The organism is Microbispora bryophytorum, assembly GCF_043197435.1.
GTDB lineage: Bacteria > Actinomycetota > Actinomycetes > Streptosporangiales > Streptosporangiaceae > Microbispora > Microbispora bryophytorum.
In genome coordinates, this window is sequence record NZ_JBICTF010000006.1 from 388,653 (window position 1) to 401,367 (window position 12,715).

12 protein-coding genes are annotated in these 12,715 nt (G+C 70.8%); 6 read left to right on the forward strand and 6 right to left on the reverse strand.

Annotated features, from left to right (window positions below):
* Positions 1-26 precede the first annotated feature (26 nt).
* Positions 27-1,682 carry a penicillin-binding transpeptidase domain-containing protein gene (locus ACGFIB_RS22540; RefSeq protein ID WP_393374664.1) on the reverse strand — a complete coding sequence of 552 codons (1,656 nt, stop codon included), beginning with the start codon at positions 1,680-1,682 and terminating at the stop codon, positions 27-29.
* A gap of 32 nt (positions 1,683-1,714) precedes the next feature.
* On the opposite strand from ACGFIB_RS22540, the gene ACGFIB_RS22545 reads away from it, so the two are divergent.
* The gene (locus ACGFIB_RS22545) at positions 1,715-2,557 is read left to right on the forward strand and encodes a spermidine synthase (RefSeq protein ID WP_229689714.1); all 843 of its coding nucleotides are present in this window, start codon (positions 1,715-1,717) and stop codon (positions 2,555-2,557) included.
* Between the two features lie 230 nt (positions 2,558-2,787).
* Here ACGFIB_RS22545 and ACGFIB_RS22550 read toward each other — a convergent pair whose 3' ends face one another.
* Together ACGFIB_RS22550 and ACGFIB_RS22555 are read right to left on the reverse strand one after the other, a co-directional pair.
* Positions 2,788-5,721 carry a DUF222 domain-containing protein gene (locus tag ACGFIB_RS22550; protein WP_393374667.1) on the reverse strand — a complete coding sequence of 978 codons (2,934 nt, stop codon included), beginning with the start codon at positions 5,719-5,721 and terminating at the stop codon, positions 2,788-2,790.
* Between the two features lie 115 nt (positions 5,722-5,836).
* A complete protein-coding gene (locus ACGFIB_RS22555) occupies positions 5,837-6,298 on the reverse strand; it encodes a MarR family winged helix-turn-helix transcriptional regulator (protein ID WP_393374670.1) in 462 nt (153 codons plus the stop codon).
* Positions 6,299-6,364: 66 nt separating this feature from the next.
* Here ACGFIB_RS22555 and ACGFIB_RS22560 point away from each other — a divergent pair, with 66 nt between their 5' ends.
* Positions 6,365-6,778, forward strand: a complete 414-nt coding sequence (locus tag ACGFIB_RS22560; protein ID WP_142573888.1) for a nitroreductase family deazaflavin-dependent oxidoreductase — start codon at positions 6,365-6,367, stop codon at positions 6,776-6,778.
* Positions 6,779-6,896: 118 nt separating this feature from the next.
* On the opposite strand, the gene ACGFIB_RS22565 is transcribed toward ACGFIB_RS22560, so the two are convergent.
* On the reverse strand, positions 6,897-7,169 hold the full coding sequence (locus tag ACGFIB_RS22565; RefSeq protein WP_393374673.1) for a 4a-hydroxytetrahydrobiopterin dehydratase: 273 nt from the start codon (positions 7,167-7,169) through the stop codon (positions 6,897-6,899).
* A gap of 47 nt (positions 7,170-7,216) precedes the next feature.
* On the opposite strand from ACGFIB_RS22565, the gene ACGFIB_RS22570 reads away from it, so the two are divergent.
* Complete coding sequence (locus ACGFIB_RS22570; protein WP_393374675.1) at positions 7,217-7,870, forward strand: class II aldolase/adducin family protein; 654 nt, start codon at positions 7,217-7,219, stop codon at positions 7,868-7,870.
* Here the strand turns inward: ACGFIB_RS22570 and ACGFIB_RS22575 are convergent.
* On the reverse strand, positions 7,867-9,441 hold the full coding sequence (locus ACGFIB_RS22575) for a DUF885 domain-containing protein (protein ID WP_393374678.1): 1,575 nt from the start codon (positions 9,439-9,441) through the stop codon (positions 7,867-7,869). The two genes, ACGFIB_RS22570 and ACGFIB_RS22575, sit on opposite strands and share 4 nt — an antisense overlap.
* Before the next feature lie 56 nt (positions 9,442-9,497).
* Here ACGFIB_RS22575 and ACGFIB_RS22580 point away from each other — a divergent pair, with 56 nt between their 5' ends.
* A complete protein-coding gene (locus tag ACGFIB_RS22580; protein WP_189104972.1) occupies positions 9,498-10,724 on the forward strand; it encodes a DUF4032 domain-containing protein in 1,227 nt (408 codons plus the stop codon).
* Here the strand turns inward: ACGFIB_RS22580 and ACGFIB_RS22585 are convergent.
* Positions 10,699-11,241 carry a DUF523 domain-containing protein gene (locus tag ACGFIB_RS22585; protein WP_393374680.1) on the reverse strand — a complete coding sequence of 181 codons (543 nt, stop codon included), beginning with the start codon at positions 11,239-11,241 and terminating at the stop codon, positions 10,699-10,701. The genes ACGFIB_RS22580 and ACGFIB_RS22585 overlap by 26 nt on opposite strands.
* 206 nt (positions 11,242-11,447) lie before the next feature.
* On the opposite strand from ACGFIB_RS22585, the gene ACGFIB_RS22590 reads away from it, so the two are divergent.
* Together ACGFIB_RS22590 and ACGFIB_RS22595 are read left to right on the forward strand one after the other, a co-directional pair.
* Positions 11,448-11,819, forward strand: a complete 372-nt coding sequence (locus ACGFIB_RS22590) for a roadblock/LC7 domain-containing protein (protein WP_142573895.1) — start codon at positions 11,448-11,450, stop codon at positions 11,817-11,819.
* Between the two features lie 14 nt (positions 11,820-11,833).
* A complete protein-coding gene (locus ACGFIB_RS22595) occupies positions 11,834-12,688 on the forward strand; it encodes a MarR family transcriptional regulator (protein WP_393374683.1) in 855 nt (284 codons plus the stop codon).
* Positions 12,689-12,715: the final 27 nt, after the last annotated feature.

Consider the following 12,715-nt stretch of genomic DNA (forward strand, 5'->3'; position numbering starts at 1 on the left):
CGCGGCGTACGCCCGGCGGTGACGGTTCACAGAGCCTTCAGGAAGCGGGCGGCGATGGGGACGGCGGCGCCACGGCCGGTGCCGCCGTGCTCGACGAACACGGCGAAGGCGAGGTCACCCTGGTAGCCGATGAACCAGGCGTGGTCCTGCCCGCCCTTCCCGTCCTCTGCGGTGCCGGTCTTGCCCGCGACCCCCTGCGGCAGCTCGGAACCGGCGGCGGTCCCATCGACCGTGACCGCACTCATCAGCGAGCGCAGTCCCTCCGCCACGTTGGACGGCAGGGGCACGCTCTGCGGCAGTTCCCCCTGCGACGCCTCGTCGGCCAGCGGGCGGGCCGGCCGCCACTCGCCGCTCTCCACCGCGGCGGCGACCAGCGCCATGCACAGCGGGGTCGCCTCGACCGTGCCCTGTCCGAAGGAGTCCTCGGCGAGCGCGTCCTGGTTCTCCGGCCGCCGCATGCTGCCGCACGTGCTCGCGCCGGCGCTCTCCTCCGACACGCCGAAGCCGAACGCCCTGGCCTGGTCGACCAGGGTGTCACCGTTCAGCCGCTCGATCGTCAGCCTGACGAACGAGGTGTTGCACGACAGGGCGAACGCCTGCCGCAGGGTGACGGTCCCGTGGTCCTCGTTTTGGTAGTTATGGATCGGTCGATTGAAGGGAATCTGGTAGACCGCCGGGCACTCCACTGTGCTGTCCGGTGACAGTCCGCCGCTGAGCAGCGCGGCCGCCGTGACCGTCTTGAACGTCGATCCGGGGGGGTACTTGCGCTCGAACGCCGCCCGGTCGCCCAACCGGTCGGCGACCGCGAGGATCTCCCCCGTGGACGGCCGTACGGCCACGAGGGCGCCCCGCTGCACGCCGTCGAGCGCCCGCGCCGCCGCGGCCTGCGTCGCGTAGTCGATCGTGGTCCGTACGCCGACCGGCCGCTTCTCCGGCTTGTAGGACAGGACGGTCTTCGCCGGCATGCCCGGGTTGTCGACCTCCAGCGCCCATCCCACGGCCACACCCGTCGTGGGCGCCACCCCCTGGTTCATCAGGTTGTCGAGGTAGGCGTCGGCGCCCGAGTTCTGCGGGAGCTCCCGCCCCGTCCTCGTCACCGGCCGCAGCGGCCCCGCCTCCGGCTCGGTCCTGACGAGGCTGCCGCCGGGCTGGATCTCCGGATGCAGGACGGACGGCGTCCAGACGACCTTCCACGTGAGGTCGCGCACCGCCAGGCGCAGGCTGGAGTCGAAGCGCCAGGTGCCGGCGTCCTGCTCGTCCCGCTCCTGCGTGAAGGGGATCTCGGCCGTCTCGTCTCCCGTGCGCACGAGGTTGCCGACCGTGATCCGCAGCGACTTGGAGAGAGCGGCGTCCTCGAACTCGCGGTGCTCGTCCGCGAAGTCGTCCGGGGGATCGTCGACCAGATCGCGCATGGCGTCGTAGTCGCTCTTGACCCAGGCCTGGAAGTAGGCGGCGGCCGTCTCGTCCGGAGAGCCTTCCGGGGAACTCACCGGGGACGGTTCCGGAGACGAGCCGGGGCGGAGCTGCAGCGTCTGCGGGCCGCCGGGTGCGGGTGTCCCCCGCGGCGCGGCGACGAAGTCCGCGTCCGACGATTGCCTGCCGGACACAATGAGTCCGGCAACGCCGAAGACGAAGATGGCCGCGGCGACCACGACGAGGGCGAGCAGGGCCCTGTTCCGCATACGGTTCTCATATCACGCGAAAGGAGTCATAGGTGGCAAGGAGCAGAGAACCGTTGCCAGGCCGCTATCCGGTGACCTTCGGCGAGGTGGAGCTCCTGCGCGACCTCGACCGGCCCGACGGGTGGATGGTGATCAGGGACGGCGTTCCCCAGTCGTACGTGGACCTGACCGATCCCACCTATCTCGACTTCTCGTACACGCAGCTCATGGCGAGCGTGATCGACTGCCTGCCCGAAGGCCCGCTCGACGCCGTCCACATCGGCGGCGGAGCATGCACGGTCCCGCGCTACATCTCCGCGCGACGGGCCGGCTCCCGGCACATCGTCGTCGAGCCGGACGCCGGGCTGGTCCAGCTCGTACGCGACCAGCTCAACCTCAAGTCGGTGCCCCGGCTGAAGGTGCGGGTGATGGACGGCCGTGCGGCGACGACGGACCTCAGGGACGACTCGGCCGACCTGTTCGTGCTCGACGCGTTCTCGGGCGCGACGATGCCGGTCGAGCTGGCGACCGTCCAGTACATGACGGAGATCGCCCGCGTCCTGCGCGCCTCCGGCGTGGCGCTGATCAACGTGGCGGACGGAAAGGGCCTGCCCTTCGTGAAGCGGGTCGCCTCCACGGTGAGCCGTGTCTTCCCGCACGCCGCGCTGCTGGCCGAGCCCGGCATCCTGCGCGGGCGCAGGTTCGGCAACGTCGTCCTGACGGCCTCGTCCGGTGACCTGCCGATCGAGGCACTCACCAGGAAGGCGGCGGGCGGCCTCACCCAGGCGCGATGCTTGGCGGACGAGGACCTGAGCCGCCTGGTCGCCGGTGCCGCTCCCATCCACGATGGGGACGCCGTCCTCGCCCCCGTCCCTCCGCCCGGACTGTTCGACTAGCTTGGTGTTCATAGGCTTTGGCCGGGTTGGTCACTGCGCCGGAAGGAATCTCCGGTCCTCGCGAAGCCCGCTCCGCTGGGCCCTCGCTCCGGTCCTCGCTCCCTTCCGCTCCGCTCCCTCGCCGCCTCCCACTCTGCTCCGTTCCTTCGCTGTCTCGCTCCCTCCCGCTCCGCTCCAGCGGCCCGATGAGCTTTGTGGACAGTGCACCAGCGACCCTCGTGCCCTGGTCGTCATTTCCGTAGCCGTCGAATGCGGGTCGGCTGGTAGGTGAAGGCCCAGCGGTCGGTGCCGGTCTTGTGGCGGGTGTAGCGGTCGGGGTGCTGGTAGCGGTCGCGGTTGTGGAACTGGCAGGCGGGGCCGAGGAGTTTCAGGTCGGTGAGGCCACCGGTGCTCCAGTTGTCGGCGTGGTCGATCTGGCACATGGTGGCGGGCAGGGGGCAGCCGTCGATCCAGCAGGTGGCGTAGCGGGCGTAGACGGCCCGTCGCTGGGCTGGGGTGGCCAGGCGGACCTTGCGGCCCATGTCCAGCACCTGCCCCTCGGCGTCCATCACCAGCCGCACCAGCGCGCTTGTGCGTGCCAGGCGATGCACGCTGGCGAGGGGCAGCATCTGCCCGGTCGCCAGCAACAACCCCGGCGCGGTGCCCAGCAAAGCTCCCGGCACCGCCCCCAGCGCTGCCCTCGGCCCCGGCTCGCCCGGCGCTGCCCCCGGCAGCGTCCCTGACGCTGTTCCCGATGGCGTCCCCGCTTGTCTCCCCGGCGCTGTTCCCAGTGGCGTTCCCGCTGCCCCCGGCTCCGGCGCGCCCGGCGGTGCTTCCGGCCCTGCGCCCGGTGCTGTTCCCGTTGTCCCCCACGTGCAGGAGCACCGGGCCGCGCCGCCGCACCCGCACGCGCTCCGCCCATCTGCCGCGTCCTGATGCGCCCAGCCCTGCTGATCCCGGCCCTGCTCATCACTGCCTGGCTCATCGAAGCCGGGCTCATGGCGGCCTGGCTCACGACGGCGGTCCGGTTCGTGGCGGCGCTGCTCACAGCGCATGTCGCTCTGGTTCTCAGGCGTGCCCTGCGCATGCCGGCAGTCCCCCGCAGGCTGGTGCCCAGCGTGAGTGTGATGCGCAGCGGCGTCCTCAGGGGGAGGGTCCGGCCATTGCGCTGCGCAGGAATGCGCTCCGCTCGGAGGCACCGCGTGTGGAGGTGCTGCTTGTGGAGATGCTGCGTGTGGAAGCGCGCTACCGCCGTAGGCAGGCCATGCTGGTGCACATTCGGGGTCTGTTTCAGCTTGGGCCGCCGCATGGTCGCGGTCTGCGGCCTTAGCGGGTGCGGTGTCGTCGCCCTCGGTAGACGCGAGGTCAAGGTCGGTGCCCCCGGCAGCAGCGTCCGCGACCGCATCGGCTGCTGCCCCGGCATCGGCTGCCGGAGTGGCTGCTGTCTCGGCATCAGCATCGGCTGCCGGACCGGCTGCGGTCTCAGCTTCGGCAGTGCCGGGGTCACGCGGCCGGTAGGGGCCCTCACCCTGATCAGGTGCGGCAGCACCGGTCATGCCCAAGTCGCCCAGGTCGCCGGGGGCGGCGTCGCTGAGGTTGCGGCGATCGTCGTCGCCGGGGATGGCGTCGTCGACGTCGCCGTCTTCCACCGGGCAGTGCCCGTCAACGCTTCCGGTGTCGCCGCAAAGGCCGGTGTCCTCGCTGTCCCAGCCACCTTCGGCACTGGTCGCACCCTCGGCGCCCTGAGCGTCCTGGCCGTCGCCGGCACCCTCGCCGCCCTGCGCGCCCTCGGTGCCCTCGCCGTTCTCGGCGTTCTCGGCGTTCTCGCTGTCCCGGCCGCCCTCGGCGTCCTCGGTGCCCTGCGTGTCCTTAGCGTTCCCGCTCCCCCAGCCATCCTCGGCGTAGTCCACAGCCTGGCCGTCCTCGGTGTCCTCGGCACCCTGCGGGCCCTCAGCGTTCTCGCCGCCCTTGGTGTCTTCGGCGTCCTGGGTATCTTCGGTGGGTTCGGGGTGGTCGGGTTGGGGGTCGGTGGGGAGGGATTCGGCGTTGACCAGGACCAGAAGCTCAGCGACGATCTTCTGCTCCATCAACGCGATAAACGCATCCGCCTGGCGGACCCGCAGCGGCCGATCATCGCCCTCCGCACGCGGCTTGGCATAAGCATCCAACAGCGCCCGCAACCGCGCCGCCGCCTCACGCGGCAGATAAAACTCCCCCTCCAAGCCCCCACCCGCAGTGGGGCGGACCCGCAGAAACCGCCGCCCGTAATCGGCCCGCTCGTCGCGGTCTTCACCATCAGGGTCCAGCACCGCCCGCAGGTAGCGGCCGGCCTTGGCCACCTCCGCCGGCCCCGCCTTGCCCGCCAACTCCAGCAAAATCGGCTCGGCCAGCCCCGCGTGCTCATCACTCAACCGCGCGGTGGCCGTGCAGATCGCCTCCACCACCCCCGCCGAAAGGTCCCCGGCGGCGAACTTCTCCCGCACCCTCGGCAGACGCGCCAACTCCACCGCCAAGGTCAGCAGACGGCCCGCTCCCGCCACGCTCATCCCGGCGGCGGTGCGCAACCAGCTACGGGTGGAGGCATGCCCATGCTGTTTGGCCTGCCCCGCCCGATGCACCTGCCCCACCCGATCCGCCAACGCGCACGTGATCCGATCCCGCGCGAACAGCAAATCCTCGGCCTCGGCCACGCAGATGTCCGCATCGCCCGGCAACACCGCCAACGCCAACGCCTGCGCCGACTCACGCAACGAACCCACGAGCACCCACGACGACCGGCCCTTGCCCTGACCGGGACCGGGACCGGCCTGACAACCACCGGCACTCCGGCCACCGCCTGCACCACGGGCGCTCCCGGCACCGGCACGAGCACCAGCGCTGTCGACGCTGTCGCCGCTCGTGGCACCGGGCGGGTCGTCGCCGACGCCCTCACCGTCGGTGAGCCCGCTGCCGGTGCTGCTGGCGCTGCTGCCGGTGCTCTTGGTGCTGCTAGAGCCGTTGGTGCTGGTGTCGGCCTTGGTGCGGCTCGGGTGCTGCGCCGGCTGGGGGTCGGCGATCGGGAAGTGCTCGCGGGCGAGCGAACCTTCCGACGACCACAGAGGGGAATCGGCGGTCAGCCGATCCCACCACTCTCCAGAGCTATTCGAACGACGAGAGTGCTCAGGATCGAGGTCGAACAGATCCATCACACCCTCCTCAAGAAATTCGAAAACCTGTGTGAATTCTTTCACTCTCCGTGAGCATGCGGCAAGCCCACCAGCCGATAAGCTGGAATCACAGGCGCGACAGGATTCGGACCTGTCACCCTCCGTCACCGGCGACGGCCCGCTCGTACGACCGGAGCGTCTCGACGAACACGCGCCGCTGCTCACTCGTCAGCGGCTCCAGCGCACTGCGCCAGGCACAGGCGCCGCGAGCGAGCCAGGCGTCGACCGCCTCCCGATTGGTCTCGGCGATGCTCACGATCGTGCGGCGGCGGTCCGCCTCGTCCTCGCGCCGGTTCACGACACCCTTGCGGCTGAGGTCGCCCACCATCAGGCTTACGGTGGCCGGGGCGACCTCCAGCCGGGCGGCGAGTTCGTTCACCGTAAGTGGACCGTCGAACAGCAGATAGGACAGCAGCGACAGATGCCGTGGCGCCAGGTCGAGCGTCCGGAGCGGCTCAGGGACCGGCATGCGCTTGGCGCGGCCCACCAGACGCGGCATCAGCAGCAGGAGGGTTCGGACCCCCTCATCCAGACTCAGCCCCTCATCCGTTGACATACGTTGATCTCCAAAATACCTTTGCTGCCAAAGCAAATACTTATGAGGCTCGGGAGCTATCGTCGCATGTCCGAATGGAACGACAAGATCATCCAAGAGTTCCGCGCGAACGCCGGCATGGTCGGCGGACCGTTCGAGGGGTCACCTCTGATCCTGCTGACGACCACCGGCGCAAGAACGGGCGCCGCCCGGACGAACCCGGTCGCCTGCCTGCGTGACGGGGACAGAATCCTTGTGTTCGCCTCCTACGCGGGCGCGCCACGCCACCCGGACTGGTATCACAACCTGCTCGCCAATCCCACGGTGACCGTCGAGGCGGGCGACGGCACGGCGATCGAGACGTTCACCGCCACGGCCGTACCGCTGACGGGCGAGGAACGCGACCGCATGTACGCCCGGCAGGCCGAGCTGAGGCCGATCTTCGCCGACTACCAGGCCCGTACCTCCCGCGTGATCCCGGTCGTCGCCCTTTACCGGTAAGACCGCGAACGTGGCCGGGCGATCGCCGACGAGCCGGTGCGGATCCACGACGGGCTACGGGCGGAGAACGAGCGGGGCTTCCCCCTGCTGGAGCAGGCCTCCCCCGGACTGCCCTGCTCTACGACTGCGGCGATCCGGCCTCGTGGTCCGCCGCGATGGCGTCGATGCGTGCGGCGAGCTTGTAGTCGAGTTCGGTCAGGCCGCCGGCGTCGTGGGTGGTCAGCGCCAGGTGGAGGGTGCGCCATCGGATGTCGATGTCGGGATGATGGTTCAGGGCCTCGGCCTGCTCGGCGATGTCGTTCACGATCGCGATGGCCGTACGGAAATCTCGGGCGACCACGGTCCTGCGGATCGTGTCTCCCTCGCGGCGCCACTCGGAAGCCTCGTACATGGCATCAGGACATCACGAAACACGGCCGATTGTGTAGATTCGCCCGCGTGAACGAGCAGGTGAACGAGCAACCCGGCGAGCAACTGGACGAGCTGCGGCGTGAGCTGTGCGACTACGGCCGGCGGGCGGCGGCCCTCGGCCTGGTGATCGGGACCTCGGGCAACCTGAGCGTCCGGGAGGGCGACCTGGCTGTCGTCACACCCTCGGGCGTGGCGCTCGACCGGCTGCGCCCGGAGGACTGCCCCGTTGTCGACCTCGGAGGACGGGTGGTGGAAGGGGAGCGCACGCCCTCCTCGGAGACGCCGATGCATCTCGCGCTGTACGAGGCGACCGTAGCCCGGGCGGTGGTGCACACCCACTCGGTCTTCGCGACCGTGGTCGCCTCGACCATGACCGAGCTGCCGCCGATCCACTACAACGCCCTGCTGCTCGGCGGCGCCGTCCGCGTGGCCCCGTACGCGACGTACGGCACGCCGGAGCTGGCGCGCAACGTCATCGCCGCGATCGGGGGCAGGCAGGCCGCCCTGATGGCCAGCCACGGCGCGGTGACGATCGGCGCCGGCCTGGAGCAGGCGTTCGAGGCGACCCGCCTGCTGGAGTGGCTGTGCGAGGTCTACGTCCGCGCTCTCGGCGTGGGCCGGCCCGCGGTGCTCACCGAGGACCAGCTCACCGCCGTCATCGAACGCGCCTTCAGCGGCTAACCCAGCACGACCTTCCGGGCGAGGCCGAGCGGGAGCCCGCCCGAGCCCGCGATCGTGTCGTGGAAGGTCCGCAGATCGCCCGTGTAGTCCGCCCTGATGCGCTCGATCTCCAGCGCTCCGGTGAGGTAGGAGGGCGCCTGCGTGGGCCAGGCGCAGTAGCGGCTGACCTCTCCGGCCGCGGTGCCCGGCGACAGCGACGCCTTCGTGGTCAGGAACTCCTCCGCCTGCTCGATGGTCATGTCGTCGCAGTGCAGCGCGGTGTCCACCACGATCCGGGCCGCCCGCCAGATGCGGCAGTCGAGGTGGGCGAGCTCGGTCTGGGGCGTGTCGAAGTAGCCCTGCTCGTGCATGAGCTTCTCGACGTAGAGCCCCCAGCCCTCCACGAAGTAGGGCGTACGGAAGATCTTGCGGGCGCGGTGCGGGTTGCCGGCCATCCAGGACAGGTGCCAGTGGTGGCCGGGGTACCCCTCGTGCACGCTGATCGAGGGCATCTGCGGTCGCGAGTTGGTCCGCAGCCGCTGCCGCACCTGCTCCTCGGTGAAGCCGTCCGGCGTGTACGGCACGAAGAAGACGCCGTCCCGCGAGGACGACAGCGGCGGCGGGGCGAGGTAGCTGGCCACGGCGATGATGGGCCGCTGGAACTCCGGCGAGGGCTCGACCCGGCACACCTCCCCCTCGGGGAAGGTCACCAGCCCGCGGTCGCGGACGAACTCGCGTGCCCGCAGCGTCTCGGCCTCGTACTCGGCCCGCATGGCCTCCAGGGTCGGCGGGTGGTCGTCCATGAGCGACTCCATCGCCGCCCGCCAGCTGCCGGAGCCGAGGCGCGCGGCGACCTCCGTCATCCGCGTGTCCAGCTCGGCCCAGGCCTGACGGCCCTTCTCGTGCAGCTCGGCGGCGCCGTATCCGAGCATCTCCCGCTCGCGCAGCAGCGCGGAGTAGAGCTCCTCGCCCATCCGCCAGGTGCCGCGGGCCTCGAAGCCCTCCAGGAAGCGGACCAATCCGTCGAAGGCGTCGGCGGCGGGCTCGGCTGCCCGCGCCAGCCGCGCCCGCAGCTCCGGGTCGCCGACCAGCGAGGGCAGCGTCTCGGTCAGGAAGCGGCGACCCGTACGGGCCTGGTCGAGGCCGCGCTTGACGAGCAGGTCGGCGGCGAGCTCGGGGTCCAGGTTGGCCTGACAGGCGGCGAGCACGGCCGGCACCTCGGCCAGCCGCGCGACGGCGGCGTCGACCAGCTCGGCCTCCGGCTTGAGGCGCTGGTGAAACGGCGTGAACATCGACGCGAAGACCCAGCTGAGGTAGGCGGCCGGTTCGCGCCGCCACTCCGGCCAGCGGGCCTGCGCCACGGCGCCGCGCAGGTTGGCGGCGACCAGGTCGCGGTCGATCTCGTCCCCCGGGTCCTCGGGAGTCGCCTCCGACAGCTTGCGCAGCCATTCCTCGGCCGCCCGCTCCCGTCCTGTGAAGGCGGCCTCGCTGAAGTCGCCCAGCGTGCGGTCGTACCCGTCGGCCCCGAGCAGGGTCGCCATGACCGGGTTCTCGGCCAGGTACCAATCAATGAACTCGTCCACCAGCGTCATAGCGCCCGACTCTATCCGCGACACTTGGGTGGAAGCCCCTAGAAAAGGAGCGATTGGTGCCCCTGCAGATCACCGGAGCCCCCAGCGACCCCGACCTGATCCGCCTGCCGTGGGACGTGCCCCTCGAAGAGTGGCCCGTCCACCACCTGGTGACGCTGCCGCGCGGCATCTCCCGCCATGTGGTGCGCTTCGCCCGGCTCAGCGGCCGGGTGTACGCGATCAAGGAGATCAGCACCAGGTATGCCAAGCGGGAGTATCAGCTGCTGTGGGACCTGGCGCGGCATGACGCCCCCTCCGTCGAGCCGGTCGCCATCGTCACCGGCAGGACCGCCCCGGACGGCTCCGAACTGGACTCCGCCCTGATCACGCGGCACCTGCAGTTCTCGCTGCCCTACCGCGCGGTGCTGTCGGGCTCGGTGCGGCCCGACACGCTGACCCGCCTGCTCGACGCGCTCGCGGTCCTGCTCGTACGGCTCCACCTGACCGGCTTCTACTGGGGCGACTGCTCGCTGTCGAACACGTTGTTCCGCCGGGACGCCGGGGCCTTCGCGGCCTACCTGGTGGACGCCGAGACCGGCGAGCTCCATCCGGCGATCAGCGAGGGCCAGCGGTCGCACGACATCGACGTGGCGCACGTCAACATCTACGGCGAGATGCTCGACCTGGAGGCGGGCGGCCTGCTGCACCCGACCATCGACCCGCTGGCCTTCGCCGAACAGCTCGTCGAGCGCTACCAACGGCTGTGGGACGAGCTGACCGAGGACGAGATCATCGAGGAGGTCGACTGGCACCGTGTGGACCAGCGGGTGCGCCGCCTCAACTCGCTCGGCTTCGACGTCGCGGAGATGATGGTGCGCCGTAAGGCCGGCACCTCCCGCCTGATCGTCCGCCCGAAGGTCGTGGACTCCGGGCACCACCAGCGCCGCCTGCTGCGCCTGACCGGCCTCGACGTGGAGGAGAACCAGGCCAGGCGGCTGCTCAACGACCTCGACTCGTTCCGGGTGTCCATGGGGCTGCGGCACGAGGACGAGGCGATCGTGGCCCACCGCTGGCTGGCCGAGGTGTTCCAGCCCGTGGTGAACGCGATCCCGGCCGACCTGCGGCGCAAGCTGGAGCCGGCCCAGCTCTTCCACGAGGTGCTCGACCACCGCTGGTACATGTCGGAGGCCGCGGACAAGGACGTCGGTCTGGAGGCGGCGGTGCGGTCCTACGTGGACAACGTCCTGGTGCACAAGCCCGACGAGAAGGCCGTCATCGTCACGTCAGATCCCCTGTCTCCGTAGAAGCTGTCTCCGTAGAAGCTGTCTCGGTGACGAGGCCCGCCAGGTAGGCCGCGGCGTCCGGGATCCGGTCCTCGCCGAAGACCCGTACGCCGTTCAGCTCCAGCAGTGCCGTCGTCACTCCCTGCCCGGGTGTGGTCCTCCCCCGGTGGCCGCCGTCGTAGATCCGGAGCGACCCGCACGACGGGCTGCCCTCCTTGAGGATCGCGACCCGTACGCCGAGGGACCGGGCGACGGCGAGGGCCCGCCGCGCGCCGGACAGGAACGCGGCGGTCACGTCGTCGCCCTCCGGCGTCAGGATCCGCGCCGCTCCCGCCAGGACGGCCGCGCCGCCCGCGCCGCCCTCGATCTCGGCGGGCGGCCGGGGGACGGGCAGCCCGCCCTCGACCTCGGGGCAGAACCGCACCAGCCGCCCCTCCGCGCGCCAGCGGGCGAGCAGGTCGTCGTCGCTGGTCTTGGCTCCGCCGTCGTACCTCACCCGGCTGCCGAGCAGGCAGGCGCTGACGAGAATCCGCTCCACGCCTCCCATTCTGGCCGCCGTACGTCGGTGCACGTGCCATCCCGATACGAAGAAATTTCATGAAAATCGGGATTACCATTCCGGGAGGAACAATTCTTATTCCTCGGGACTAATCCGTTTATCCCCGCCGTTTCCGGCTCGGGTAATCCGTCCACCTGCTCCTCTAGTGTTGGCCGCGCTATACCGGCGAGGCGAGGAGTGACGAGTTGATCGGGATAGAGGACTGCCTCTCCGAGGCCATGTCGATCCCGGGCGCGCTCGGCGCCATTCTCGTGGACCACACCAGCGGCATGGCCGTCGCGGGAAAGGGGATTCCCGATCCCGGAAGGGCCGCCGCGGGTCTCAGCGAGGCGTATCGCGCCACGCTCGACGGGATCGCGATGGCCTCCGAGGAAAGGGGCTTCCGAATCGAGGATGTGATCGTCACCACGGGCTCGGCCTATCACCTGGTGCGGCCCATGGAAATGATGTTCGACGGCCCGCTGCTGCTGTGCGTGCAGTTGGACGTGGAGCGGTCGAACCTCGCCCTGGCGCGGCGGCGGCTGCGCACCATCACAGACGAGCTGGTCGCCTCCTGATGGGAGCCTGACCGATGGCCGCCCCCACTCTCGACGTCGTGCTCACCGGCCTCGCCCACGACGAGGCCACCGGCTCACTGCGGGTGGGCAAGGAGGGCACGGTCTACTTCTCCCACGGCCGGGTGTCGTACGTGGAGTGCACGGCCACGCCCGGTGTGGAGGGCCTGCTCGGCGCGTCGGGCCGGATCAGCGTGACCGGGGTCCGCCACACGCGGCAGGAGGCCGGGCCCGGCGGCGACGGCGGCGCCCTGCTCGTGGATAGAGGGGTGCTCAGCCGCGGCGAGCTGGAGTTCTGCATGTTGTCCGCCACGCTCGACGCGGCGTTCTTCCTGTTCACGTCGAGAACGGTCCGGACCAGGTTCAGGGAGAACGGCGCCCACTGGCTCGGGATCCACTGGTTCTTCGACGTGCCCGGGCTGCTGCGCGAGTGCGCGAGGCGCCGGGCCCGGCTGGAGCGCGCCTGGCCCTCGGCGGAGCTGGACGCGCGGCCGGTGACGCCCCTGCGGCAGATCCCCGGCACGCGGGCGCTGCTCACCCCGCTGCAGTGGGAGCTGCTGCTCGCCGCGGACTCGGCCGCCACACCGGTCGAGCTGGCCCGCCGCCTCGGGCGTCCGGCCTATTCCACGCTGCTGGCCGTACGGGAGCTCGCGGCGGCCGGCCTGGTGGTGACGGGCGAGACGGCGGCGCTGCCTAAGCGCACGCCGAAGGCACCCGCACCGCCGCCCGCACCGCCGCTCGCACCGCCGCTCGCACCGTCGACGCCTCGGGAGGGGCTCCAGCGGACCGGCTCGGGGCCACCGCAGGTGAACGGCGACGCGACCGACGTGAACCTGCTGCTCAGACTGCGTGACGCGCTGGAGGCGCTGTAGTGATCGGGTGGCTCAAGCGGGCCGGAA